Below are 24745 nucleotides of genomic sequence, written 5' to 3' on the forward strand. Positions count from 1 at the left end.
CCCGCGCTGAACCTGGGGCGGGGATAGCGTTCCGCCGTGGCTGATCTCGATCCCGATGTGCTGAACCTGGTCCACCGAGTCAACCAACTCGTCGCCAGCGACACCCGTGGCGAATCGGACGGGCCCAGCCCGCAGGTGATCGCGGTCGCGCGCAATCACGAGCGGGCGCTCAAGGCGCTCGCCGAGAACCTCGCTACCCCGGTGAAGCTCGCCTCCAGCCCGCAGCTGAACCTGACTCGGGCGACGCACCAGGCGGTCGACCGCCGGCCGGAGGTTCGAGCTGCCTTGACGGCGGTCGTTGCGGCCTGCGCACGGTCCCTCGACCCCCGCCGCCCGCTGTCGCCGGCACCCGATCCGGCGAACCGCGAGCGACTGACGACAGCCGTCAGTCACGCCTACGCGTCGACCGCGACGCAGCGGATCGTCCCGCGCCTGCTGCCGAACGGCCGACCGGACGATCTGGGACTCTTCCCGCACGCGCTGCTGGAGGGCGACGCCGCGGCCGCGCGAGCCCTCGCCCTCGCGGTCGGGGCGCGGATCAACCAGAACGACGTGGAAGTCTTGAAGGCCCTGGCCGGCGCCGGGGCCGGCGGCGCCGGGCAGGCCGCCGCGAGCATGGTGCTGTTCGACAACGAGGCCCATCGAACGCTGCCGCCGGGCGCCCAGCAGGCGGTGTTCGTGCGCCAGTTCGGCGACGAGCTCGAAACCCGCTTCGCGGCGCGTGATCTCGGCGCGGCCCGAGAACGCGAGCTGACCCAGGAACTCGAGAGCCGCTGGGGTGACATCGCCGGGGGAGCGGGAGCGGTCGACGGGGCGAACGCGACGGTCATCGCGGAGATGCGGGGGCTGCACGAGTTCCTCGACGAACTGCCGGACTGGCACCCGGCCAAACAGGAACGCGACGCCGCGCGCGTTGCGGCCGAACCGGCGCCGAAACCCGCTTCGGTCAGGTCCGCTCCGGTCCCTGCTGCTCGGCGGAGAGATCGGCCGGCGTCGGTCGACGCGTTGCTGCACGGGATGCGCGACACCGTCGGCGAGCTGACCGGTACGTCGGAGTCGCTGTGGAACGGCGAGCACGTCCCCGCACCGGCCGGTCGGACCGGGAACCAGGTGTACGTCGCGCAGGACTCCGACGGCACGCTCCGCCTCAACAGGAACCTGGTGGAGACGCCACTGCGGCAGCTGACCGCGGAGGGTCCTATCGTCCTCACCGACGAACAGGTCGTGGAGGCCCGGGCAGCATTGCAAGCGGTGACGTCGACGCTGTCGTGGCAGGCCGTCTCGGACGGGTACACCCTCGGCGACGAAATTCGGGCGCAGGCGACCATCCCTTCGGACCTCACGTTCGCGGTCGGTCGCGCCTTCTCGGAGGACTATCTCGACCTGGTCATCGAGCAGACCCTGCCGGGTGACGTCGCGGAGCAGCTCACCGGAGGGCCCGTTCCGCACGTCGACTCGGAGCGCGCGCCGGCCGCGCGGGCCTTCGCGGGCAGCATCGACGACCTCACCGGCCGGGACGCGGGCGAGACGTTGCGGCAGCTCGCCGGTCAGCCCCGCGGGGCGATCGCGACGACCGCGGCCGACGTACTGACGGCGCACGCCGGCATCCCCAGCGAGCAACAACCGGCCCTCGCCCGCGACGTCGCTGCGCGGGTCGACGCGGCGTTCGGCGTACTGCCCACCCAGGTCGAGGCCTGGCGCCAAGCCGGTACGCCGGAGCGCGACATCGCCGGCCGATCTCGCGAGTTCGGGCACCAGCTGGCCCGAGAGGTCCACGAACTGGTCCGAGCACGGCAGGATCCCTCCGCCCGCTTCGTCCCCGGCCTCGACCCGACAAGCGCCAAGCCCAGCGGCGTCAAAGCCCCCACCGCCGGCCAGTCAACAGAGCAATCGACGGGGCAGACCCACGCCAAGCCACGCGGCATGGAGAAGTAGTGGCGGGAGGCTCACGGCGGGCCGACGGCGAAGAGTTTGGTGAGGCGGGCGGCTTGGGTTAGGTCGCCTTGGACGGTGAGGCGTTGTTTGAGGACGGCGGTGAGCGGGTCCTCGTTGCCGGTGACGATGCGGAGCAGGGTGGCGGGGTCGGTGCGGATCGAGATGTCGGGTGGCGTGGCCGGCGCTGGTACGGCGGCGCAGTGGCCGTCGTGGACCCGGATCCAGTACTCGTCGACGGCGTCGCCGGCCCCGCCCGCGCCGGTGATCTGCCATCTGACGACAGCATCGAACCCGGCGGCCCGGGCGGGTCGGAGGTACTCCGGCATCCGCCGAAAGATCTCGCGCAACGCGATCTCTCGTACTCCCCCGATGAGTCGATGCCGAAGCTCCCGCTCCGACGTCCGGTCGACCATCCGGGCAAGCTCACTCGCGTCCAGGGCGGTGATGCCCTCGGACTCGAGCCAGCCGGCACTGCCTCGTTCGGTCATCGACCACCCCCGCGGCAGTGAGTGGGAGGTTCGCCGCACACTCTTCGCCGCCCATCGGGCGCCGAAGTGTCTCCGGTGAACTTCCCTACCAGACCGTAGGAATTTCCTACGATGCGGTAGCTTTGTCAAGTGGTCGAGGAGACTGAGCGACGCCGGCGGGCGCGGCATCTCGGTCCGGAGCGCCGCCGCCCACTGATCCTGGACGCCGCCCTCGAGGTCTTCGCCGCGAACGGGTACGCCGGGACGACGATGCAGTTGATCGCGGACGCGGCCGGCGTCACCAAACCGGTCGTCTACGACTGCTTCGCGAACCGCGACGAACTGCTGCTCGCGCTGCTCGCCCGCGAGGAGCAGCACCTGGTGATCTCGATCGTCGGCGCGCTCCCGGCCGACCCGAGCGTCGGCAGCCCGCAGCAGCACGTCCTCGACGGCCTGACCACGTTCTTCACCGCCGTCCAGAAGCAGCCGCGGTCCTGGCAGATCGTCTTCGGAGCCCAGTACGGCGCGACGCCCGTGATCGCCGAGCGGGTCCGCGCGGCCCGGGCGTTCCTCGTCGAGAGCCTGCGGCTGACCCTGCTGAAGCAGTTTCCCGGTGTCACCGACCCGGCCGCGAACCTCCCGGTACTCGCCGAACTGCTCGCCGCGATGACCGAGACCTGCGCCCAGATGCTCGTCACCGACGGCCCCGGCGGCACCGACCGCACCCCGGCCGAACTCGCCCGAACCGTCGCACAGATCGTCGCCGGCGGCTTCGGCACCGTCTGATCACCGCCCGAGCGTGACCAGTGCCACACGGGCGGCTCACATACTGTGAAGTAGCTGAACGCCCGGTCACGATCGGCTTCCAGTGGGCGGACTCGGCGGCACGGACGGGCGTCCGCCGATAATGTGGGCGAACGTGACCGAGACCGGAAGTGAGACCCGTACCCGCGCGCGGTTCGAGGTGCCTGAGGAACTCAGGGCCGACGTCCGCCTGCTCGGAGAGATCCTCGGAAAGGTTCTGGTCGAGTACGCCGGTCAGCCGCTGCTCGACGACGTCGAGAAGTTGCGCGAGCTGACCATCGCCGGAGACGGCGCCGCGGCCGAGCAGCTGGTCGCCTCCTGGCCGCACGAGCGCGCCGAGGACGTGGCCCGCGCGTTCACCTGCTACTTCCACCTGACGAACCTCAGCGAGGAACTGCACCGCGCCCGCGTGCTCCGTGAGCGCGACCGGGCCGGCAGCGAGGCCGTGGTGTCGGAGCTGGCCCAGGCCGTCGAGCAGATCGCCCGCGACAGCGGCGAGCAGCAGGCCCGCGCGCTGCTCAACGGCCTGGAGTTCCGTCCGGTACTGACCGCGCACCCGACCGAGGCCCGGCGCCGCGCCGTCCTGGCGACGATCCGGCGGATCTCGTCGCTGCTGGACGAGCGCCACGACCCGCGCGCCGGCGACAGCGACCTGGCCGAGAACCGCCGCCGCCTCGTCGAGCAGGTCGACGTCCTGTGGCGTACGTCGCAACTCCGCACCGCCCGCCCCTCGCCGCTGGACGAGGTGCGGTCCGCGATGGCGGTGTTCGAGGAGACCCTGTTCAACGTCGTCGGCAACGTGTACCGCCGGCTCGACGACGCGCTCGCCGGGGACGCGGCCGGGACGCGGCCGCCGGTGGTGGCACCGTTCGTGCACCTCGGGTCGTGGATCGGCGGCGACCGCGACGGCAACCCGAACGTCACCGCGGCGATCACCCGCGAGGCCATGCAGATCCAGGCCGACCACGTCCTGCGGGCGCTGGAGCAGGCCACCGAGGTGCTCGGCCGCGCGCTCACCCTGGACGCCGCGACCACTCCGCCGTCCGCACCGGTCCGCCGGATCCTGGAGGACGCCCGGGCGGTCAACCCGGAGCTGATCGCGGACATCGAGAGCCGGTCGCCCGCGGAGCCGCACCGGCAGCTCCTGCTGCTCGCCGCGCGCCGGCTGGCCGCCACCCGGAACCGGGACGCCGACTTCGGCTATCCGCGGGCCGCTGACTTCCTGCACGAGCTCAAGGTGCTGCAGGACTCGCTGGTGACCGCCGGTGCACCACGCCAGGCGTACGGCGAGCTCCAGCAGCTCATCTGGCAGGTGAACTCGTTCGGGTTCCACCTGGCCGAGCTGGAGGTCCGTCAGCACTCCGCCGTACACGCCAAGGCCCTCGAGGAGGTCCTGGGCGGCGGAGAGCTGTCAGAGAAGACCGAAGAGGTCCTGGCGACGCTGCGGGTGATCGGACAGATCCAGCAGCGCTTCGGCCCCGAGGCCTGCCGCCGGTACGTCGTCTCGTTCACGCGCAACGCCGGCGACCTGGCGGCCGTGTACGAGCTCGCCGACGCCGCGCTGGACGGGCGTCCGATCGAGCTGGACGTCGTACCGCTGTTCGAGACCGGTGAGGACCTGCAGAACTCGGTGGAGGTGCTGGACAACGCGATCCAGCTCACCCGCGTGCGGCACCGGCTGACCGCGAACGACCGGCGCTTCGAGGTGATGCTCGGGTACTCCGACTCCGCGAAGGACGTCGGCCCGGTGTCCGCGACGCTGGCGCTGTACGACGCGCAGGCGCGGATCACCGCGTGGGCGCAGCGGAACGCGATCCGGCTGACCCTGTTCCACGGCCGTGGTGGCGCGCTCGGGCGCGGCGGTGGCCCGGCGAACCGCGCCGTACTGGCGCAGGCTCCTGGGTCGGTGGCCGGGCGGTTCAAGCTCACCGAGCAGGGTGAGGCGATCCCGGCCCGGTACGGGAACTCGGCGATCGCGCAGCGGCACATCGAGCAGGTCACCGCGGCAACGTTGCTCGCGTCGACGCCGGCCATCGAGGAGCGGGCCGTCGCGGCGGCCGAGCGGTTCTCGGTGATGGAGAAGACGCTCGACGAGGCCGCGCGGACGGCGTACCACCGGCTGGTGAAGGCGGAGGGGTTCGCGGAGTGGTTCAGCACCGTGACGCCGCTGGAGGAGCTGGGGCAGCTGCCGCTCGGTTCGCGGCCGGCGCGGCGTGGTGTCGCGGTGTCGTCGCTGGAGGACCTGCGGGCGATCCCGTGGGTGTTCGCCTGGTCGCAGGCCCGCGTCAACGCACCGGGCTGGTACGGCCTGGGTACGGCGCTGCAGGCGGTCGGTGACGTCGCGCTTCTGCGGGACGCGAACCAGAACTGGCCGCTGTTCCAGGTGATGCTGGAGAACGCGGAGATGTCGCTGGCGAAGACCGACCGGCGCATCCTCGGCCGCTACCTCGAGCTGGGCGACCGGGACGAGCTGACGCAGCAGATGCTCGACGAGCACGCGCTCACCACCGAGTGGGTGCTCAAGGTGCTCGACCAGGAGCGCCTGCTGCAGGGCCGTCGCGTGCTGGGCCGTGCGGTCGAGCTGCGCAACCCGTACGTCGACGCGCTCAGCTACCTGCAGCTGCGGGCGCTGCGGACACTGCGGACCGATGACTCGCTCAGTGAGGAGCAGATCGTCCGCACTCGACGGTTGCTGCTGCTGACCGTCTCGGGCGTTGCCGCCGGCCTGCAGAACACCGGCTGATGTTCAACGACCTGGAGCGGCCCCCGCTGGACGAGAAGTTCCTGCGGGGCCGCTTGGTGCGCCCCGGTTCGCTGTGGACGCAGATCGATGTACTCGCGGAGACGCCGTCGACCAATGCGGTCGTGGCGGCTGCTGCCGCGAAGGGCCAGCCTGAAGGGCTGGTCGTGGTGGCGGAGTACCAGTCGTCCGGTCGAGGACGGCTGGGGCGGACGTGGACGACTCCGCCGCAGTCGGCAGTGCTGATGTCCCTGTTGCTGCGGCCGACAGCGGTCGACGCGTCGCGCTGGCCGTGGCTCGGTCTGCTCGCACCGCTGGCCGTTGCGGCCGCGGTGCGCGAAGTGGCCGACGTACCGGCGCAGGTGAAGTGGCCGAACGACGTACTCGTGGAGGACCGGAAGCTCGCGGGCATCCTGCTCGAGCGGGTCGACGGTCCGGCTGCCGTCATCGGGATCGGTCTCAACGTGACGCTGCGCGAGTCGGAGAAGCCGCACGAGGCTGCCACGTCACTCCTGCTGGAGAAGGCAGCCACCACGGACCGGACGACGGTGATGGCTGCGGTACTGCGTGAGCTCGCAGCGCGCTACCGGACCTGGGTCGAGTCGGGTGGGGATCCGCAGACGATCCTCCCGGAGTACCGCGAGTTGTCGGCGACGATCGGCCGGAAGGTCCGCGTCGAGCTCCCTGACGGCACCTTCCTGGAAGGCACTGCCCGCGACCTCGCCGACGACGGCCGCCTGATCGTCGACACCCCCGAAGGCCCCCGCCCCCTCGCCGCCGGCGACGTCACCCACCTCCGCCCAGCCTGACCGCAGCGGCCGGCCGGTGCACCACCACGATCGGGTCGCCGGCCTGCACCGAGCCGGTCTCCAGCACCTTCAGGTACGCGCCGACCCGCCCGGTCTTCGCGAACCGATGGTGGAAGCGGTGGATCCCCATCCGCCCCGACAGGTTCCCGCACGGCGTCCGCGCCGACCGTACCTCGACCAGGATTCCGTTGGCCGTCCCACCAATCCGCCACCGCTCGCCGAGCAGCGCGCCGGTGATGTCGAGCCCGCGCGTGGTCAGATTCTCCCCGAACAACCCCGGCGGAATCTCCCGCCCCAACTCGGCGCTCCACCACTCCGCATCCTCCGCGGCATACGCATAGAGCGCCTTGTCCACCCCACCGTGGTACCGCGTATCGCACTGCCGGTCACCGACCAGCCCGAGCTCGCCCACCGCGACCGCCCCGTCCACCGGCCGCTTGTCGATCGCCGTCCACCGCGTCGGCCCGCGGATCAGCTCGTGGACGACGTTCACCGCCACGACGGCGGCGGGCACGGTGGTGGTCATGCCACCATCGTGCCGCCGTTCGCGCCGGCGTACTTGATCGTTTTCGCTTTATGAGGTGAAGATCTTGGCTGCGGTGATCAGCGTTTCGATGACGCCGTACCCGAGCAGGACGGCGACCAGGAGCCAAGAGATCGCCAGGCGTGCGGTCTGGTTCATCGTGCGGCCTCCGCGGTCGTCTCGGTCTTCTCGTGGAACCGCTCGGCGACCGAGCGGATCAGCAGGTTGGCGACGAACCCGACGACGAGGACGCCGACCATCGTGAACAGCGCCGGACGGTACGCCGACGCGGTCAGCGTGCCCGGCTTGCCCTCCTTGTCGAGGAACCCGTTGATGATCAGCGGTCCCGCGATCCCGGCCGCCGACCACGCGGTCAGCAGCCGGCCGTGGATCGCGCCGACCTGGTACGTGCCGAGCAAGTCCCGCAGGTACGCCGGTGCGGTCGCGAAGCCACCGCCGTAGAACGAGATGATCACCGCCGCCAGCAGGACGAACACGAACGTGCTGGTGTGCCCGACGGTCGCCAGCAGTGCGTACGCGACGATCCCGACGCCGAGGTACATCGCGTAGATCGGCTTGCGCCCGATCACGTCCGACGTACTCGACCAGCCGAAGCGGCCGCCCATGTTGAAGATCGACAGCAGCCCGACGAACCCGGCCGCCGCCGCGACCGCGACGGTCGACTTCCCGTCGTCGCCGCGGAAGAAGTCCTGGATCATCGGGCTGGCCTGCTCGAGGATGCCGATCCCCGCGGTCACGTTGCAGAACAGCACCACCCACAGGAACCAGAACTGCGGCGTCTTGATCGCGTTCGCGGCCGAGACGTTGCCGGTCGTGACGAGCGCCTTCTGCTGCACGCTCGCCGAGTCGAAGCCCGGTGGCGTCCAGCCGTCGGCGGGGACGCGGATGTTGAAGACGCCGAACATCATGATCACGAAGTAGCCGACGCCGAGCGTGACGAACAGCCCGACGAGTGCGCCGCCGCCCGCGACCGACGTACTCACGTTCGGGTTGTAGCCGGCGTCGTACAGGCTGAGCAACTGGCGGGACAGCGGGCTGGCGACGAGCGCGCCGCCGCCGAAGCCCATGATCGCCAGGCCGGTGGCGAGGCCCGGGCGGTCGGGGAACCACTTGATCAGGGTGGACACCGGGGAGATGTAGCCGATCCCGAGACCGATGCCGCCGATCACGCCGTACCCGAGGTAGACCAGCCAGAGTTGGCCGGTGCCGATGCCGAGGGCGCCGACCAGGAATCCGGTCGCCCAGAAGCAGGCGGCGACGAACATCGCCTTCCGCGGGCCGTTGCGTTCGACCCAGGTGCCGCCGATCGCGGCCGAGAGGCCGAGCATCACGATCGCGATGCTGAACACGACGCCGACCGCCGTCTGACTGGCGCCGAAGTGCTTCACCATCGAGGTCTTGTAGACGCTGGTCGCGTACGCCTGCCCGATACACAGGTGGACGGCCAGCGCGGCCGGCGGGATCAGCCACCGGCTGTACCCCGGCGGTGCGACGGTGTGCTCCCGATCAAGTACCGACAAGACTGCCATCACGGCTCCCTCTCGTCCCCCAGCTGGTAACCCTTCGCGCATCTTGGCTCACTGTATGCAGATTGTGAAGTGTTAAACCATCTTTTCGCTCGATCGTGTCGGGAGGGGACAACCGAACCTGCGACCTGTGAGACTGGGGGTATGGCGATCTCGGCGAAGTTGTTGGGTGAGGACGAGTACGTCGTCGTCAGCACCCGGACGCACTGGAAGGCGCTGATCGGCCCGGTGCTCCTGCTGCTCGTGGTGGCGGCCCTCGGTGGGTTCCTGGCCGCGATCGTGCCGACCGGCTCGGTGCAGACGCCGGCCCGGATCGCGATCCTCGCGGTCGGCGTGGTGGTACTGGCGATGTTCGCGCTGAAACCGTTCCTGAACTGGTTCTTCTCGACGTACACGATCACCAACCGGCGGCTGATCACCCGGCACGGCGTGCTCACCCGGACCGGCCGGGACATCCCGCTGATGCGGGTCAACGACGTGTCGTACGAGCACGGGCTGATCGACCGCATCCTCGGGTGCGGCACGCTGCACATCGAGTCCGCCGGCGAACGCGGTCAGGTGGTGCTGCCCGACGTACCGCATGTCGAGCACGTCCACCTGCAGATGTCAGACCTGCTGTTCGGCGGCCCCGACGGCAAACCTGGCGACGGCATCCTCGAGGACGAGGCGCCGCCGGAACACATGCGCCGCCGCCCCCAACAGCAGGAACGCCCCACCCGCCCCGACGACGGCGAAACCCTCTTCAGCTCCGACGACGACCGCTAGAAGATCTCGACGCTGACTGGGGCGAGGGGCCAGTTGAAGGCTGCTGTGGCTCGGTTGAGGGCGCCGGGGGTGTGTTCGGTGACTCGGCCGGTGGTGGCGAATTCGGCGAGGTGGCGGCCGCCGAGGTAGGTCGCGGCTAGTTCGGCGACCGAGAGGGTCAGGTCGGCGGGACTGTCGGTGCGGTCGCAGGTCACGAGCGCGTCGTCGCCGGTCAGCCGGAAGCGGCCGTTGTTCGCTTCGATCAGGCCGTCCGTCACCTCGAGAACGAGGTCGATCGGTACGGCGTACCGCCGCTCCCGCAGCGCCCGCGGTACGTCGGTCACGCGGAGCCAGAGCGACTCGCCCACGCGGCGGTCGAGCGCCGTCGGCGTGCTGACGAGCTGCAGCAGCGGCTCGTCGACAGCGGCGTACCCGTAGCCCAGCTTCGCACTGAGATCCATCGTCAACAGGTGCTGCCAGAGCGCCCGGTACGCCGGGAACTCGGGCGCGACGAGTTCCTCGACAAGGACCTCGTTCGCCGGCCCGGTGGGGATCCAGTTCATCTTGCCGCGCCAGAGGGCGTACCCGTCGACGGTCCCGGCCTCGTCGCGGTGCACCAGGATCTCCAGGGCCGTTCGCCCGTTGCGGTCCTCCGGCTTGTCCTTCAGGTGTTTCCGCCACCGCAGCTCCGAGCGCCCCGACACCCCGGGCCGCTGCTCCTGCAGGCGGCGCAGAACAGCCGGCAACTCCTTCAGCGCCTCGTCCGCCGTCAGTACACCGAGCGCGCCCGGGCGGATCGGATCGTTGGTCGGACCAACACGATGCAGATCGACCTCGTACGCCGTACCCCAGGCGGCCGCGGCGTACCCGAAGCGGCCGTAGATCGCCGGCTCGCTGGCCCACAGCACCGCGACTGCCTCCGGGACCTCGCGGAGCTGCCGCCCGATCAGCTGCGACATCACGCCGCGCCGGCGATGCGTCGCGCGTACCCCGACCCCGGTGACGTGCGCGGCGTCGACCACCGCACCCGGGACGGACAGGTCCCGCGTGAGCACCGTGGTCGTCCCGATGACGGCCCCGTCGTCGGTCGCCACCAGCGTGCGCTCGGGCTCGAACAGCTGCCGCCCGAGCTCGTCGGAGGACGGGTCGAACATCATCGCCCCGCCGAACACTTCCCGCGTCGCCTCGAAATCGGCGGCCGTCGCTGCGCGTACCTCGATGTCGGTCACCCCCGCATCTTCACATGCCGAACCGGAGACGGCAGCTGGTTTGTGACAGCGGAATGACACCGGCGGCGATTATTGTGCGGTGGAATGAATCGACTGGTCGAGATCCGCGTTCTCGGCCCGGTCGACGCGGCGATCCGCGGCCGTCCGGTCGGGCTGGGGCGCCCGCGAGCCCTGCAGGTGCTGGCCGCGCTGGTCCTGCACGAAGGCCGCGTGGTGCCGCTGGAACGCCTGATCGCCATGGTGTGGCAGGACGATCCACCGGCCTCGGCCCGGACCCAGGTCAGCATCCAGATCTCGGCGCTGCGGCGCGCGTTCGACCTCGGCGACGGCACACCCCCGGTCATCATGACCACGCCGGGCGGCTACCGGCTCGACCACACCCGGGTCTGGACCGACGTCGCCGAGGCCGGTCGGCTGATGACCGCAGCGAAGGCCGAGACCGACCCAGCCGCTGCGGTGGAACAACTGCGCTCGGCACTCGGCCTGTGGCACGGCCCAGTGCTCGCCGGTCTGGAAGCACCCGGGCTGGCCGCCGCGGCTCAGCAGTGGAGCGAGGCGCGGCTGTGGACCTGCGAACAGCTCTACGCCCATGAGCTGACGCTCGGCCGCGGTCGCGAGCTGGTCGGCGAGCTCACTCGCCTCGTCGCCGAGCACCCGTTGCGCGAGAAGCTGCGCGCCCAACTCGTCACCGCGCTGTGGCAGTCCGGCCGGCGAGCGGACGCACTTGCCAGTTACCAGGAGGGCCGTCGGGTCCTGCTCGACGAGCTCGGTCTCGAACCGGGCCGGGAGCTCCGCGAGGTCGAGCGGACGGTCCTGACCGCGGACCCGCCTCGTGCGAATGCCGGCGTACCGGATCCCGCTCATGTCGTGCCGGCGGAGTTGCCAGGTGAGCTGCCGGTGTTCACCGGCCGGGAGCAGCAGCTGAATCGCTTGGTGGAGTTGTTGTCATCGGATCCGCCGTACCCCGTGGTCGCGGTGGCGGGTCCCGGTGGCGTGGGGAAGTCGACGCTCGCGATCCAGGTCGCGCACAGTCTGGTCGGTGGGTTTCCGGACGGTCAGATCTACATCGATCTGCGGGGATCCACGCCGGGCAGCAGGCCGTTGGAGCCGAAGGCGGCGCAGGCGCGGATCCTGCGGTCGCTCGGGACCAGCGACCGCGCCGTCCCGAGTGATCCCGACGAAGCGTCCGCGCGGCTGCGGTCGCTGACCAACAGCCGCCGCTTGCTGTTCGTCCTCGACAACGCCCACGACCCGGCGCAGGTCGCGTCGCTGATCGCCGCCGGGCCGGGCTGCCGAGTCCTGGTCACCAGCCGACGCGTTCTCGTCGATCTGCCCGGTGCGGTCCACGAGAACCTCGACGTACTCACTCACGACGAGGCGCTCCAGCTGCTCAAGCGATTGACCACAACAGCGCCGTACGACGAAGGCGCTGCCGACGAGATCGTCCGTCTGTGCGGTCACCTGCCGCTCGCGATCTCGCTCGTCGCCGCCCGGCTCGTCACGCGGCCGGGCTCCACGCTGCCCGATCTGGCGGACCGGCTCCGGCAGGAGGACGACCGGTTGGATGCCCTGAGTTCCGGCGACCGCGCGCTCCGCGCCGGCTTCGAGCTCGGGTACGCCGAACTCGGACCGCAGCACCGGCGCCTCTTCCGGGCACTCGGTCTCCTCGACGGCGCTGACCTCGGCGTTCCGGTCGCTGCCGCACTCGTCGATCTGCCGCCGGAAACCACCGGTCGGCTGCTCGAGGACCTCACCGACGCCCAACTGATCCGTGCTCCGCGACCCGGCCGCTACGCCATGCACGACCTGATCCGGTTGTACGCCCGCGAACGCGCCCACGCCGAGGATCCCGAGACCGACCGTGTCGCCGCGTTGCGCCGGGCCTTCCACTGCCACCTCGCCACCGCACGCCGAGCCATCGAGATCGCGCTTCCCTTGGCGACCTGGCGTAACGACCTCGAGCCACACCTGCTGACCCGCGACGGCGCGACCCTCGACGACCGGGACGCGGTCTACGCGTGGCTGGACGTCGAACGGGACAACCTGCTCGCGCTCGTCCAGCAGGCCGCCGAGCTGCCCACCGACGAAGGCCCGGTGCTGACCGCGGCACTGTGCGCGGTGTACGCCGTACTCCTGACGAACCGTGGTCGCGTGGGGGACGCATGGACGATGGGTGTCGTCGCACTCGACGCGGCCGATCACACCGCGGACCCGCGCCATCTGGCGGTCGCCCACGAGGCGATCGGGTACGGGCAGATGCAGATCGGCGACCTGAACGCGGCGCCGGAGCATCTCCGCCAGGCGCGCGAGGCGTACCGCTTGATCGGCAACCACTCGACCGAGGCCGCGCAGGTCCACATGCTCGCTGTCGTCCAGCACCGGCTCGAGCGGTACGACGAGGCGATCGGCTCGTACTCCGAAGCGATCGACCTGGCCCGGAGCGCCGGCCGGGACTTCGTCGTACCGCTGTATCTCACCGGTCTGGGCCTGACGTATCGGCATCTCGGGCGGACGGACGACGAGGTGCGGACGCACACCGCGGCGCTGGACGCCGCCGAGGCGTCCGGCGAATCGCGGCGGATGACGTCGATCCTGGCGAACCTGGCCGAGGCACTGCGCCGGTCCGGCCGTTTCGTCGAGGCCATCGCGCACTTCCGCCGGGCGCTCGAGTTGCGCAAGGCAACGACCGACACGTACCTGGACGCGGAGATCTGGTGGGGTCTCGGGAAGACGTACCAGGATCGCGGCGAAGCGGTGGAGGCGCGGGCCGCCTGGTCCACGTCCGCGGGGATCCTGGCCGGCCTTGGACTGATCGATGCCGACGAACGGCACGCGATCGAGTCCACCGACCGGCCACGGACTCCCGACGTCATCAGTCGCAACCTCTGATCAGATGCAGTCGGGTGAGTGATCCGGCTCGTTGCCGTTCTGCTGGGCACTCGTCTGCCAGTCGAGGTTCGCGCAGGTCCGGATCCGCAGGAACTGCTTGACGAAGTCGTCGTGGATCGTGTCGTTGTCGATCATCAGCAGCGACTCGTCGTTCGACGCGTTGGACTTGTTGTTGAAGTTCAGCGTCCCGGTGAAGACCACCTTGTTGTTCGGCTGCTTGTAGTTGCCGTCGATCATCAGATCCTTCTGATGCAACTGCTTCCGCTTCGGACCACGGGACCCGTCGGCCTTGTAGGTGTACTCACTGAACTCCCGCACGACGGGTCCGTGGTACCCGTTGGGCTTTTTCAACAGGTGCTCAAGGGGCTGTGCGTCGCCCGGCTTGTCGCCATGAGAGATCTCGCTGGCCACGATGTCGACGTAACAGCCTTCCTGGTCCTTCTGCCACAGGGCATCCGCGATCCGGCTCCCGTTGTGGCCGGCGAACGAGTTGTTGGCGACCCGGATGATCGTCCGGTGATTGTCCGAGGTACCACCGGACGTGTTGCCCGTGCACTTGATGTCCTTCAGCACCTCGACCCAGGTGGTGCCCGTGTCGTCGCGGCGCGGCGAGTGCGTCAGCGTGAACTCGTCGTCGGAGTACTTGTGCTTATGGAAGTAGTCAGGCTCCGGTTCGGCCGCATGCAGGTCCTCGAAGTACGCGCGATAGGCGTCGAACAGACCTTTGTGCCCCACCAGCGTGACGGAGCTGTTCCACATCTTCGTTCCGGAGAACTCGTTGAGGTTCGCGGAGGACTGGACGATCACGTTACTGGCGCCGGCGGTCTTCTCGAACAGGAAGAACTTGTTGTGCATGATGTGCGAGCCCAGGCACGAGTACTCCCCGCCCTTCCCCGGGCAGAAGAACACCCACGACTGCTTCGTCGGGTCCTTCTCGAGCTTGTCCTTGAGAGCGACGGCGGCGGGGACGTTCCGCTCAGCCCCACTGAGGACGACCTGGATGCCCACGCCGTTGTCGGAGGCCTTCATCAGGCTGTCCCGGATGCGGGGTTCGTTGAAGTGATAGTGCGCTACCCAGATCTTGCTGCCCCTCTCAGCGTCGTCGATCAAACGCACGATCTCGGCGACGATGTCGTCGTTCTCGGACGTGTTCGGGTTGCTGAAGGTGGTGTGGTCGGTGAGGGCCTGGGTCTTCGCGACGCTCGTGGGTACGCCCCCGGCCAGGAGAAGTGACCCGGACGCGACGACGGTGGCGACGAGGCCGGCAAGTATCCGTGATCTCATGGCCGGGACCGTACGGACGCCGGTTATCGGCGCAGTATCCGCCGGTGATAACCGGCCGATAACCGCGCTGGCTACCGTCCTGGCGCATGATCAAGCTGACGCTTCTCGCCACCGCTGCCACCGCTGCCACCGCTGCCACCGCGAGCCTGCTGGCAGGCGGCGCGGCCCACACCACCGCAGCGCCGCCCAGGACCGAAACTGCCGACACTGCCGCAGCCACCGTCGCCGCGGCCGAGCTGAACTGTCGGCAGACGGCCGCGAAGTACGCGAAGAGCGGCTACGTTTTCCTGTACGCCAGGGACGACTGTGCGGGCAGTAACGACGCCAAGGACAAGGGCAATGACAGCGACTACGGCGACGGCAAGGGTGCCATCAAGGCGTTCGACAACAAGACCGCCTCGGTGCTGAACACCTCATCGAGGCCGGTGAAGTTCTACACGTACCCGAAATACAACTCGGGCGGCAAAGGCGACTCGTTCTGCCTGGCGCCCGGGCGCTGGGTGAACGTGCTGTGGCACTACGGCGACACCAGCGGTAACTGGGCGAAGAGCATCAGCTCGCATCGCATGGTCACCGCGGCGGAATGCTCCCGCTGGTTCGGCTGGCAGTAGATCAGCGGACGGCGGGAAGGTCGCCGGTCGACTCGGTGTCGTCGAGCTCGGCGGGGGAGTTCGGCGCCGGGGTCTGCTCGACCTCGTCGGGCGCGGTCTCTTCCTTGAACACGAACTTCCGGTACGACCAGAAGCGGAACAGCGTGCCGAGGCCGAGGCCGATGAAGTTCGCCGCGATGTTGTCGGACAGCCAGCTGTGCAGGTCCAGCACGTACCGCGAGAAGGCCAGACAGCCGGCCGCGATCAGCAGGCCGATCCCGTTCAGCACGAAGAACAGCACGTACTCACGGTGCAGTCCGCTGCGCTCCCGGTCCCGCCACGTCCAGTAGCGGTTCCCGAAGTACGTCACGACGGTGGCGACGGTGGTCGAGATCAGCTTCGCGGTCAGCGGCTTGTGGTGCAGCATGCCGACTCCCGAGTCGGCGAGCACCAGCGGGTTGTTGAACACGAGCCAGTTGTAGATCGGCAGGTCCACGACCAGACCGAGGACACCGATCAGTCCGAACTTGGCCACTTCGTGCACCAGGTGCTGGAACTGGCGGTACAGCGTGGTGACGAGCTTCAACGGTGTTCGGAACCTTCTGTGATCAGATCGCGACGGGCAGAACAGCTTCCCACGGTACCTGGCGACCGGTCAGACACCGAAATCCTCAGCGCGCCGCGGTGGCCGCCGTAGGAGCGATGTTGTATGGACATTAGGCTCACCGCTGTGAAGTTCGATCGAAACGACCTCCCCGTCGGTACGCCGGTGGTCGGCATGGTCGGTGGCGGCCAACTGGCCCGGATGACCCAGGAAACGGCCGTCGCGCTCGGCATCCAGCTCCGGGTGCTCGCCGAAGGCCCCACGGTGTCGGCGGCCCAGGCCGTCGCCGACGCCCCCGTCGGCGACTACAAGGACCCCGAGACGGTACGCCGGTTCGCCGCCGAGTGTGATGTGGTGACGTTCGACCACGAGCACGTGCCGACGGACCTGCTGCACACGCTCGAGGCGGACGGGGTCGCGGTCCGGCCCGGTCCGGACGCGCTCGTGCACGCCCAGGACAAGGCCGTGATGCGGGCCCGGCTGGACACCTTCGACGCGCCGTCGCCGGCGCACCAGGTGGTCGAGTCGCCCGCCGACGTCGCGGACTTCGCCAAGCGGGTCGGCGGCTTCCCGATCATCCTGAAGACCACCCGCGGCGGGTACGACGGCAAGGGCGTCTGGTTCATCGACGGCCCCGACGACGACGCGATCGCCACGGCCTTCGCGAGCGGCGTACCGATCCTGGCCGAGGAGAAGGTGGACTTCGTCCGCGAACTGTCCGCGATCGTGGCCCGCTCGCCGCACGGGCAGGCGGTCGCCTACCCGATCGTCGAGTCGGTGCAGAAGGACGGCATCTGCGTCGAGGTCACCGCGCCCGCGCCCGGCCTGGCGCCGGAGAAGGCCGCCCAGGCGCAGCAGACCGCGCTGCGGATCGCCGGCGAGCTCGGCGTGGTCGGCGTCCTCGCGGTGGAGATGTTCGAGGCCCGCGACGGACGGCTGCTGGTCAACGAGCTGGCGATGCGCCCGCACAACACCGGGCACTGGTCGATCGACGGGGCGGTCACGTCCCAGTTCGAGAACCACCTGCGGGCCGTCCTCGACCTGCCGCTGGGGTCGCCGGCCGCGCGGGCGCCGTACGCCGTGATGGTGAACGTGCTCGGCGGGGACGTCGAGGACATGCACCGCGGCCTGCTGCACTGCCTGGCGCGCGACCCGGGCCTCAAGGTGCACTTCTACGGGAAGTCGGTGAGGCCGGGCCGCAAGGTCGGCCACGTCACGGCGTACGGCGACGATCTCGAACAGACCCGTGAGCGGGCCCGGCACGCGGCCGCTTACCTGACCGGCACGATCGACGAATAGGACTGCTGATGATTGGCATCGTGATGGGGTCGGACTCCGACTGGCCGACCATGAAGGCCGCGGCCGAGGTGTGCGCGGACTTCGAGGTGCCCTTTGAGGCAGACGTCGTCTCCGCGCACCGGATGCCGACCGAGATGATCGACTACGGACGGTCAGCCCACGAACGCGGCCTGAAGGTGCTGATCGCGGGCGCCGGCGGAGCCGCGCACCTGCCCGGGATGCTCGCGTCGGTCACGCCGCTGCCGGTGATCGGCGTCCCGGTGCCGCTGAAGTACCTGGACGGGATGGACTCGCTGCTGTCGATCGTGCAGATGCCGGCCGGGGTGCCGGTGGCGACGGTCTCGATCGGCAACGCCCGGAACGCGGGGCTGCTGGCGGTCCGGATCCTGGCCGCTTCCGACGAGAAGCTGCGGGACCGGATGATCGGGTTCCAGGCGTCGCTGGCGGAGATCGCGCGCGGGAAGGGCGTCACGGTGCGTGACGGGGCGGCAGAGTTGCGTAAAGGCTGAAGGAGTCGCTGGTTTTCTCCGGACGGGGGCGGGTAGTCGTGAGATCCCATTGGTTGTCGTTTAAGGTCGTCGATCGTGACTCCGCCCACTGAACCGGATACGCAGCGCATTCCGGTCCGTTATTGGATCTGGCTGTTCGGCGCGTTGGTCTCGCTGCTCGGCGACCTGACGATGATGTTCGCCATCGGATGGTCCGCCAGCCAGCACGGTGGGCGGGTGGCCGGTCTGATCCTGCTGCTGGCTGCCGCCCCGCGCGCCGTGCTCCTCCTGATCGGCGGCGCCATCGGCGACCGGTACGGCGCTCCGCGGGTGCTGCTCGTCAGCTGTGTCGCGATGTTCGTGGTCACCGCCGCCCTGGTGCCCGCCACGCTCGCGGTGGGCGAGCCGATCTGGTTGCTGGTCGTCCTGGCCCTGGTGGTCGGCGTCATCGACGCGTTCTTCCTGCCCTCGTCCCGCTCGATGCCGCGGCTCCTGGTTCCGCCGGAACAGGTGCCGAGGGCGCTGGCGAGCTTCCAGGTCTCGGGCGTCGTCTTCGCCGTCACCGGTACCGCGGTCGGCGGTCTCCTGGTCAACTGGGCCGGTCTGTCCGCGGCGGCCGGCTTCGACGCGATCACCTTCGGCATCATGATCGTGGTGCTGTACCTGCTCCGCGGCACCACCGCCCCGCACGGGTCCCGGACGACCAGCATGTTCCGGTCGATCGCGGACGGCCTCCGTGCGGCCTTCGGGCGGCCGCTCACCCGGGCGCTGCTGATCACGATGACGATCGCGGCCGGTTTGTTGATGCCGATGGACGCCCTGCTGCTGCCGTTGCTGGCCCGCGACCACCATTGGGACGCCACGACCGCCGGCATCCTGATCGCGACCCGGAGCCTCGGGGTCGGAGTCGTGTCGATCCGGATCCTGATGCGCGGCGCCTTCCAGCGCCCCGGGATGGTCGCGATGCTGGGTCTGCTGCTCGCCGCCGTCGGCTTCATCGGCCTGTCCGCGTTCCTCCCGCTGCCGCTCACGATCGTGGCGGCGGTGATCAGCGGCATCGGCGTCGGCACCTTCACCGGGCACATCCTGCCGCTGCTGATGAACTCGGTCGAACGCGAGTACCAGTCCCGCCTGCAGTCGGTGATCGTGCTCTGCCAGAGCCTCGCCCAGGTCGTGATGAACCCGGTGCTCGGCAGCCTCGCGGACGTCGAGAGCATCCAGATCACCGGCGTCTGCCTCGGCATCGGAGTCGCGGTCGCGCTGATCGGCCTGATCGCCCTCAGCCGCCCGGTGATCCGCAACGCCCGGGTCAGCTGACCCGGGCTCTCTGCTTTTACGGCTTGTGCGTTACGGCTTGCCAGGCGCGCGGTAGGTCCAGCCTGCCGCCCGCCACGCCTCGACATCGAGGTTCAGCCGGGCGTCGACGACAACCGGTGCGGCGACGACGTCCTTCAGCGCGGCCGGGTCGAGCGCACGGAACTCCGGCCACTCCGTGAGGTGCAGTACGGCGTGCGCGTCGCGGCAGGCCTCGACGGCGCTCGGGGCGTAGCGCAGCGTCGGGCGGACCCGGCGGGCGTTCTCCATCGCCTCGGGGTCGTACACCGTGACGTTGGCCCCGTGCAGCTGGATCCGGCCGGCCACGTCCAGCGCGGGCGAGTCCCGAACATCGTCCGTACCGGCCTTGAAGGCTGCGCCGAGGACCGTGACGTTCTTGCCGATCCATTCGCCGCCGAGCATCTCGTGGGTCAGGTGCACGATCCCCGCGCGCCGGTGCTGGTTGATGTCGTCGACCTCGCGGAGCAGCGTGATGATCTCCTCGACGCCGAGCTCGCCGGCGCGGTGCATGAACGCCCGCAGGTCCTTCGGCAGGCAGCCGCCGCCGTACCCGGGGCCGGCGTTCAGCGCGCCGCGGCCGATCCGCTGGTCGTACCCGAGCGCGTCCGCGAGCTGGGTGACGTCCGCGCCGGTCGCGTCGGCCATCTCGGCGAGCGCGTTGATGAACGAGATCTTCGTGGCCAGGAACGCGTTCGCGCCCGCCTTCACCAGCTCCGCGGTCGGCAGGTTGCACACCACTACCGGCGTACCCTCGCCGATCGGGGTGGCGAACACCTCGCGCAGCCGGGTCTCCGCCGCCTCGGACTGGACACCGAAGACCAGCCGGTCCGGGTGCAGGGTGTCCTCGACGCCGTGCGCCTCGCGGAGGAACTCGGGCTGCCAGGCGATCTCGACCGCCTGACCGGCGGGGGACTCGGCGTGGAAGCGCTGCTCGACGATCGTCGACGTACCGACCGGGACCGTGGAGCGGCCGACCACCAGCACCGGCCGGGTCAGCAGCGGGGCGAGCATGTCGACGACCGAGTGCACCTGCGACAGGTCCGCGGCCTCGCTGCCCTCGAGCTGCGGCGTGCCGACGCAGACGAAGTGCACGTCGGCCCAGTCGGCGATCTCGGTGTAGTCGTTGGTGAACCGCAGCCGGCCGGACTCGGTGTGCTTCTTCAGCAGCGGGTCCAGCCCGGGTTCGTACAGCGGGGCCTTACCGTCGTTCAGCAGCTTGAGCCGGTGCTCGTCGATCTCGACCCCGATCACGTCGAAACCGAACTCGGCCATCCCCGCGGCGGTGTTCGCGCCTAGGTAGTTGGTACCGATGACGGCGATCCGCAGCGGCCGGGGCGTCGCTTCACTCATGTCGGGGACTCTACCCATCGTGGTTATCAGCCGGTGACCGGCTCATGTCTGCAGAGTGCGCTGTTGCTCACTTTCGGGGTACGACGTCCCCCGCGCACGGGTGGTTCGTCGTACTGTGTGACTCGTGAGTAACTCATTCGAGCTGTACGCGCTGTCCGAGGAGCACCAGGCGATCCGCGAGGCCGTTCGCGACGTCTGTGACGCCAAGGTCGCCCCGCACGCCGGGGACGTGGACGAGCTGGCCGAGTTCCCGAAGGCGTCGTACGACGCGCTGAAGGCCTCGGACTTCCACGCGCCGCACATCCCGGAGCAGTACGGCGGCGCCGGGGCGGACGCGCTCGCCACGGTGATCGTGATCGAGGAAGTGGCGCGGGCCTGCGCCTCGAGTTCGCTGATCCCGGCCGTGAACAAGCTCGGCTCACTCCCGCTGTTGCTGTCCGCGTCGGACGAGGTCAAGCAGCGCTATCTGCCGCCGGTCGCGGCGGGCGACGCGATGTTCTCCTACTGCCTGTCCGAGCCCGAAGCCGGGTCGGACGCCGCGTCGATGAAGACCCGCGCGGTCCGCGACGGCGACGACTACGTGCTGAACGGCGTGAAGCGCTGGATCACCAACGCCGGCGTCAGCGACTTCTACACGGTGTTCGCGGTCACCGACCCGGAGGCGCGGTCTCGCGGGATCTCCGCCTTCGTGGTGGAGAAGTCCGACGAGGGCGTGTCGTTCGGGGCGCCGGAGAAGAAGCTCGGGATCAAGGGTTCGCCGACCCGCGAGGTGTACTTCGACAACGTGAAGATCCCTGCCACGCGGATGATCGGTGCGGAAGGCACCGGGTTCTCGACCGCGATGGCGACGCTGGACCACACCCGCGTGACGATCGCGGCACAGGCGCTCGGGATCGCGCAGGGCGCGCTGGACTACGCGCTCGGGTACGTCCAGGAGCGCAAGCAGTTCGGCAAGGCGATCGCGGAGTTCCAGGGCCTGCAGTTCATGCTCGCCGACATGGGCATGAAGATCGAGGCGGCCCGCCAGCTCACGTACGCCGCCGCGGCCCGCTCGGAGCGCAACGACAGCGACCTCACCTACTTCGGCGCCGCCGCCAAGTGCTTCGCCTCCGACGTCGCGATGGCCGTCACCACCGACGCCGTACAACTCCTCGGCGGCTACGGCTACACCCACGACTACCCAGTCGAACGCATGATGCGCGACGCCAAGATCACCCAAATCTACGAAGGCACCAACCAAGTCCAGCGCATCGTCATGGCCCGCCAACTCCTCAAAGGCCTCAAGTGATCCCGGCCGGGCGACACACGCGTTCTTGAACAGCAGCTGTGGGCCGCGGTGGTCCGCGGCGCACAGCTGCGGTTGCTACTCGCCGACCAGTTGGTCGTAGTGGGTGGTGAGGAGGACCGAGTTGACGCCGTTGAAGACGACGCCTGGGATGTTGCCGTAGCCGGTCAAGGCGGTGGCTGCGCCGTTCGCCTTGCTCATGGCGTAGAGGGTGCCGGTCTTGGTGTCGTTGTCCACACCAACGATCAGCGAACCGCCGCGGTCACCGCAGCCGTCGACGACCAGGGACTCGAAGTTCTGCCAGCCACCGGTCCGGATCCGCTTCAGCACCGGCTTGGTCGAGGCCGCGACCGGGATCCGCACGGTCCACAGCGCACCGGCGGTCGTGGTCATCAGCAGCGTGTCGTACGTCGCGGTCTCGCTGAGCACCGTCATCGTCTTGAAGCCCTTGAAACCGGCGAACGAACCGTAGGACTTGATGCCGGCGCCGGCGATCGAGTAGCGGTACAGACTGCCGTTGCTGTTCAGCCCGTACAGGTACTGGTGCCGCGGCGCGCCGACACTGTAGTTCGAGGTGGCGATGGTCTTGAAGCTCGACCAGCCGCTGCCGACCTTCTTGAAGGTCGCGAGCGGTGCGCGGTCGGTGTCGTAGATGTACGTCGTGTGTCGGTACAGGTTCCCGCCCTGGAGCAGCAGGCCGTAGTAGTAGAACTGGGTCGCCGCGGCGTTGCTGGCCATGTACCAGGTCGCGTTGGCCCGGGTGCCGACGAACTTGAACGACTCGTACGGCAGCCCCTCGGGCGGCCGTCCGGCGATCACGTCGGCTGCTTCCATGGTGCCGGCCGCGGTCGGGTAGCCGACCGAGATGTAGCAGGCGGCGGAAGCGGCCTTCGCGGTGTTCGACTGGTGGGTCAGGTCCGACCACGGCTTCGGGTCGGTCTTTCCGGCGTTGGCCGGAACAGTCGCGACGGACGCGGCCAGCAGGCCCACACCCGCCATCGCGAAGGCAAGACGATGCAGCTTCATGGTTCCTCTTCCAAGAGCAGGTTCCTCGGTCAACTCCCCGAGTCTCAGGTCACTGACCGTCCCATCGCGGCCCGCCTACCTGGCGTTACTCCCGTAACGCGACGTGATCAAATCGAGATCTACCGACTCTTGGTGAGGTACCTCCGCGTCAGCGGCTGGACAGCGAGAGACTGCCGTCGAGGACGGCCGTGCAGACGATGTCGAGGCGGACCTGGTGGTTCCGGGCGTACTTTCGCAGTACGCCGAACGCCTCGCCGGGAGCGACGCTCAATCGTTCCGCGAGCAGGCCCTTCGCCTGCTCGATCAGTACCCGGCTGTCCAGCGCGCCCTGCAGTTGGTCGGCGCGCGCTTTGTCCTGCGTGGCCTGGCCACTGGCCACCCCGAGGGCTGCCGTGCTCGCCAGCGCCTGCCCTCGCCCGAGGTCGTCCTCGGACAGGCCGCCCGGCTGGCTGAAATACATCGCCAGCGCGCCGATCGCCCGCCCCGGCAGCGCCAACGGGAACACGTGCACCGCCCGGATCCCGGCCCGCCGCGCCGCCGCGGCGTACTGGGGCCACCGGGTATCGGCCTCGGACAGATCCGCGCAGTCGATGCGGCGGCAGGTGGCGTAGCTGTCCTGAGCCGGTCCTTCGAGGTTGCGCGCTTCAAGCTCGTGCAACCAGCTCGCGAGGTCCGAGGACACGGCGGCGACCTCGAGCACGCCTTCGTGGCCGGCCAGCAGCAAGGCCGACGCGCGGGCGCCTGGAACCTCGGCACAGTGCGTCGTGAGCCAGCCGAGGGTGCTTCCCACGTCCGGATCTGCCACGAATCTGGCGACGAGATCCGGCACGCTGACCCATCGCGGATGATCGGGGCGGTTCATTGTCGGTCTCCCTATGGAGTGTCCAGCCGTAGCCGTCTCTCCACGATCCGGCGGGCTGTGGTGGTGACCAGTTCGTTGTCCGCGAACGCCCGGGCATTGACCAGGGCGAGTGCGTCCGCGACGTTGCAGCCGCACTGTGCGGCGACCATCCCTGCGGCCTGATGAACGACCGCGGAGTCCCCGGGGCCGTCCACCAGGCTCCCTGCCAGGTTGTCGCCCACCGAGCTTTCCTCGATGAGCTGGGCGACGTACTCGTCGGTGAGCAGGATGGTGTGGGTCAGGGCGTCGGCGATCTCCTCTATCGCCCGTCCAGGAGGCTGGTCCGGGCCGGAGGGTGGCGGGTCGAACACCGCGAGTGCGCCCAAGCACCGGTCCGGAAGCCCCAGTGGCGCAGCCGCGATCGAGTGCACGCCGAGGGCCGAGACAGCCGGCGAGAAGAGCCGCCAGCGATCCGGCAGTGAGTCTTCGGCCACGACAACCAGCCGGCCGGAGGCGGCCGTGTCGTGCACGGGTCCTTCGCCCAGGGTGAATTCCAAGTCCTGGGCCGCTGCCGCCAGTGGGTCCGAGGCCGTCATCGAGGCCGCCACGGCCCACCGGGAACTGAGCAGCGTGATCCCGGCGCTCCGGGCGCCGAGCATCTCGGCCACGGTGGAAATGAGCAGCGGCCGGCGACTCGCCGCCGCCGCGTCCAGAGCGAACCACCGCTCGATCCGGCGGATGTGGGCGTCATGCAGCTTCGCGGCGGTCAGGTGGCGCTCTTCGTTCTTGCGGTGCAGCCGAACCATTCGCTCATGCAGCGGGCGAGCAGACTCGGAGGCTGTCGCGATCAGCTGCTCATGGCGCAGGGCGATAGCGCCTGCCCGACTCGCTCGGGCCAGCTCCATCTCAGCACGCTCACGAACCGGCCCGATCCAGGCCGACAGCCCAGCTCCCAC

Annotated in this window: 22 protein-coding genes; 11 read left to right on the forward strand and 11 right to left on the reverse strand. The window is 69.5% G+C overall.

The window, feature by feature from the left end:
• Nucleotides 1-36: 36 nt before the first annotated feature.
• Nucleotides 37-1935: a hypothetical protein gene (locus tag AC0662_RS15000; protein ID WP_478301041.1), complete on the forward strand. Its 1899-nt coding sequence runs from the start codon at nt 37-39 to the stop codon at nt 1933-1935.
• Between the two features lie 11 nt (nt 1936-1946).
• Here the strand turns inward: AC0662_RS15000 and AC0662_RS15005 are convergent, their stop codons facing one another.
• A complete protein-coding gene (locus tag AC0662_RS15005) occupies nt 1947-2423 on the reverse strand; it encodes an SCP2 sterol-binding domain-containing protein (protein WP_452199313.1) in 477 nt (158 codons plus the stop codon).
• Between the two features lie 129 nt (nt 2424-2552).
• Here AC0662_RS15005 and AC0662_RS15010 point away from each other — a divergent pair, with 129 nt between their 5' ends.
• From AC0662_RS15010 to AC0662_RS15020, 3 genes are all read left to right on the forward strand, one after another.
• Nucleotides 2553-3188 (forward strand): TetR/AcrR family transcriptional regulator, encoded by a 636-nt coding sequence (locus AC0662_RS15010; protein WP_478301043.1) that lies wholly within the window; start codon nt 2553-2555, stop codon nt 3186-3188.
• Nucleotides 3189-3321: 133 nt separating this feature from the next.
• The gene (locus AC0662_RS15015) at nt 3322-5949 is read left to right on the forward strand and encodes a phosphoenolpyruvate carboxylase (RefSeq protein ID WP_452199317.1); all 2628 of its coding nucleotides are present in this window, start codon (nt 3322-3324) and stop codon (nt 5947-5949) included.
• Nucleotides 5949-6755, forward strand: coding sequence for a biotin--[acetyl-CoA-carboxylase] ligase (locus tag AC0662_RS15020; protein WP_478301045.1), 807 nt, complete (start codon nt 5949-5951; stop codon nt 6753-6755). The genes AC0662_RS15015 and AC0662_RS15020 overlap by 1 nt, the downstream gene beginning before the upstream one ends.
• Here the strand turns inward: AC0662_RS15020 and AC0662_RS15025 are convergent.
• From AC0662_RS15025 to AC0662_RS15035, 3 genes are read right to left on the reverse strand one after another with little or no spacing between them, the layout of a single operon-like run.
• Nucleotides 6733-7281, reverse strand: coding sequence for an MOSC domain-containing protein (locus tag AC0662_RS15025; RefSeq protein WP_478301047.1), 549 nt, complete (start codon nt 7279-7281; stop codon nt 6733-6735). The genes AC0662_RS15020 and AC0662_RS15025 overlap by 23 nt on opposite strands.
• A gap of 48 nt (nt 7282-7329) precedes the next feature.
• On the reverse strand, nt 7330-7437 hold the full coding sequence (locus AC0662_RS15030) for an MFS transporter small subunit (protein WP_478301049.1): 108 nt from the start codon (nt 7435-7437) through the stop codon (nt 7330-7332).
• Entirely contained in the window at nt 7434-8828 is a 1395-nt protein-coding gene (locus AC0662_RS15035; RefSeq protein ID WP_478301051.1) for an OFA family MFS transporter, read from the reverse strand. Before AC0662_RS15035 ends, AC0662_RS15030 begins: the two co-directional genes overlap by 4 nt.
• A 141-nt stretch (nt 8829-8969) precedes the next feature.
• Here AC0662_RS15035 and AC0662_RS15040 point away from each other — a divergent pair, with 141 nt between their 5' ends.
• Nucleotides 8970-9590 (forward strand): PH domain-containing protein, encoded by a 621-nt coding sequence (locus AC0662_RS15040; protein ID WP_478301053.1) that lies wholly within the window; start codon nt 8970-8972, stop codon nt 9588-9590.
• On the opposite strand, the gene AC0662_RS15045 is transcribed toward AC0662_RS15040, so the two are convergent.
• The gene (locus AC0662_RS15045; RefSeq protein WP_478301055.1) at nt 9587-10798 is read right to left on the reverse strand and encodes a GNAT family N-acetyltransferase; all 1212 of its coding nucleotides are present in this window, start codon (nt 10796-10798) and stop codon (nt 9587-9589) included. The genes AC0662_RS15040 and AC0662_RS15045 overlap by 4 nt on opposite strands.
• 84 nt (nt 10799-10882) lie before the next feature.
• Here AC0662_RS15045 and AC0662_RS15050 point away from each other — a divergent pair, with 84 nt between their 5' ends.
• Nucleotides 10883-13687 carry an AfsR/SARP family transcriptional regulator gene (locus AC0662_RS15050; RefSeq protein ID WP_478301057.1) on the forward strand — a complete coding sequence of 935 codons (2805 nt, stop codon included), beginning with the start codon at nt 10883-10885 and terminating at the stop codon, nt 13685-13687.
• Here the strand turns inward: AC0662_RS15050 and AC0662_RS15055 are convergent, their stop codons facing one another.
• Complete coding sequence (locus AC0662_RS15055) at nt 13688-14971, reverse strand: phospholipase D-like domain-containing protein (RefSeq protein WP_478301059.1); 1284 nt, start codon at nt 14969-14971, stop codon at nt 13688-13690. It abuts the gene before it with no gap.
• A gap of 86 nt (nt 14972-15057) precedes the next feature.
• On the opposite strand from AC0662_RS15055, the gene AC0662_RS15060 reads away from it, so the two are divergent.
• On the forward strand, nt 15058-15582 hold the full coding sequence (locus AC0662_RS15060; protein WP_478301061.1) for a hypothetical protein: 525 nt from the start codon (nt 15058-15060) through the stop codon (nt 15580-15582).
• Between the two features lies 1 nt (nt 15583).
• Here AC0662_RS15060 and AC0662_RS15065 read toward each other — a convergent pair whose 3' ends face one another.
• Nucleotides 15584-16147 carry a GtrA family protein gene (locus AC0662_RS15065; protein ID WP_452199336.1) on the reverse strand — a complete coding sequence of 188 codons (564 nt, stop codon included), beginning with the start codon at nt 16145-16147 and terminating at the stop codon, nt 15584-15586.
• Nucleotides 16148-16291: 144 nt separating this feature from the next.
• Here AC0662_RS15065 and AC0662_RS15070 point away from each other — a divergent pair, with 144 nt between their 5' ends.
• The 3 genes from AC0662_RS15070 (at nt 16292) to AC0662_RS15080 (ending at nt 19269) form a co-directional block, all read left to right on the forward strand.
• Nucleotides 16292-17464, forward strand: coding sequence for a 5-(carboxyamino)imidazole ribonucleotide synthase (locus tag AC0662_RS15070; RefSeq protein ID WP_478301063.1), 1173 nt, complete (start codon nt 16292-16294; stop codon nt 17462-17464).
• Between the two features lie 8 nt (nt 17465-17472).
• A complete protein-coding gene (gene purE / locus AC0662_RS15075; protein WP_478301065.1) occupies nt 17473-17973 on the forward strand; it encodes a 5-(carboxyamino)imidazole ribonucleotide mutase in 501 nt (166 codons plus the stop codon).
• Between the two features lie 75 nt (nt 17974-18048).
• On the forward strand, nt 18049-19269 hold the full coding sequence (locus AC0662_RS15080) for an MFS transporter (RefSeq protein ID WP_478301067.1): 1221 nt from the start codon (nt 18049-18051) through the stop codon (nt 19267-19269).
• Nucleotides 19270-19299: 30 nt separating this feature from the next.
• On the opposite strand, the gene AC0662_RS15085 is transcribed toward AC0662_RS15080, so the two are convergent.
• A complete protein-coding gene (locus tag AC0662_RS15085; protein WP_478301069.1) occupies nt 19300-20637 on the reverse strand; it encodes a UDP-glucose dehydrogenase family protein in 1338 nt (445 codons plus the stop codon).
• Nucleotides 20638-20761: 124 nt separating this feature from the next.
• Between AC0662_RS15085 and AC0662_RS15090 the strand changes: the two genes are divergently transcribed.
• Complete coding sequence (locus AC0662_RS15090; RefSeq protein ID WP_478301071.1) at nt 20762-21925, forward strand: acyl-CoA dehydrogenase family protein; 1164 nt, start codon at nt 20762-20764, stop codon at nt 21923-21925.
• A gap of 75 nt (nt 21926-22000) precedes the next feature.
• Here the strand turns inward: AC0662_RS15090 and AC0662_RS15095 are convergent, their stop codons facing one another.
• The 3 genes from AC0662_RS15095 to AC0662_RS15105 all read right to left on the reverse strand — a co-directional run bounded on the left by AC0662_RS15095 (nt 22001) and on the right by AC0662_RS15105 (nt 24745).
• Nucleotides 22001-22948 carry a hypothetical protein gene (locus AC0662_RS15095; RefSeq protein ID WP_478301073.1) on the reverse strand — a complete coding sequence of 316 codons (948 nt, stop codon included), beginning with the start codon at nt 22946-22948 and terminating at the stop codon, nt 22001-22003.
• A 148-nt stretch (nt 22949-23096) separates the two neighbouring features.
• Nucleotides 23097-23810, reverse strand: a complete 714-nt coding sequence (locus tag AC0662_RS15100; RefSeq protein WP_478301075.1) for a GAF and ANTAR domain-containing protein — start codon at nt 23808-23810, stop codon at nt 23097-23099.
• Between the two features lie 11 nt (nt 23811-23821).
• On the reverse strand, nt 23822-24745 hold the full coding sequence (locus AC0662_RS15105; protein WP_478301077.1) for a GAF domain-containing protein: 924 nt from the start codon (nt 24743-24745) through the stop codon (nt 23822-23824).

This window comes from Kribbella sp. NPDC043289, from assembly GCF_056436705.1.

What these genes read in the sequence shown, in the direction of transcription:
- AC0662_RS15005 (WP_452199313.1), bottom strand. Translation starts at nt 2,423, where the DNA reads ATGACCGAACGAGGCAGTGCCGGCTGGCTCGAGTCCGAGGGCATCACC.
- AC0662_RS15100 (WP_478301075.1), bottom strand. Translation starts at nt 23,810, where the DNA reads ATGAACCGCCCCGATCATCCGCGATGGGTCAGCGTGCCGGATCTCGTC.
- AC0662_RS15040 (WP_478301053.1), top strand. Translation starts at nt 8,970, where the DNA reads ATGGCGATCTCGGCGAAGTTGTTGGGTGAGGACGAGTACGTCGTCGTC.
- AC0662_RS15055 (WP_478301059.1), bottom strand. Translation starts at nt 14,971, where the DNA reads ATGAGATCACGGATACTTGCCGGCCTCGTCGCCACCGTCGTCGCGTCC.
- AC0662_RS15050 (WP_478301057.1), top strand. Translation starts at nt 10,883, where the DNA reads ATGAATCGACTGGTCGAGATCCGCGTTCTCGGCCCGGTCGACGCGGCG.
- AC0662_RS15030 (WP_478301049.1), bottom strand. Translation starts at nt 7,437, where the DNA reads ATGAACCAGACCGCACGCCTGGCGATCTCTTGGCTCCTGGTCGCCGTC.
- AC0662_RS15095 (WP_478301073.1), bottom strand. Translation starts at nt 22,948, where the DNA reads ATGAAGCTGCATCGTCTTGCCTTCGCGATGGCGGGTGTGGGCCTGCTG.
- AC0662_RS15025 (WP_478301047.1), bottom strand. Translation starts at nt 7,281, where the DNA reads ATGACCACCACCGTGCCCGCCGCCGTCGTGGCGGTGAACGTCGTCCAC.
- AC0662_RS15035 (WP_478301051.1), bottom strand. Translation starts at nt 8,828, where the DNA reads ATGGCAGTCTTGTCGGTACTTGATCGGGAGCACACCGTCGCACCGCCG.
- purE (WP_478301065.1), top strand. Translation starts at nt 17,473, where the DNA reads ATGATTGGCATCGTGATGGGGTCGGACTCCGACTGGCCGACCATGAAG.
- AC0662_RS15020 (WP_478301045.1), top strand. Translation starts at nt 5,949, where the DNA reads ATGTTCAACGACCTGGAGCGGCCCCCGCTGGACGAGAAGTTCCTGCGG.
- AC0662_RS15060 (WP_478301061.1), top strand. Translation starts at nt 15,058, where the DNA reads ATGATCAAGCTGACGCTTCTCGCCACCGCTGCCACCGCTGCCACCGCT.
- AC0662_RS15085 (WP_478301069.1), bottom strand. Translation starts at nt 20,637, where the DNA reads ATGAGTGAAGCGACGCCCCGGCCGCTGCGGATCGCCGTCATCGGTACC.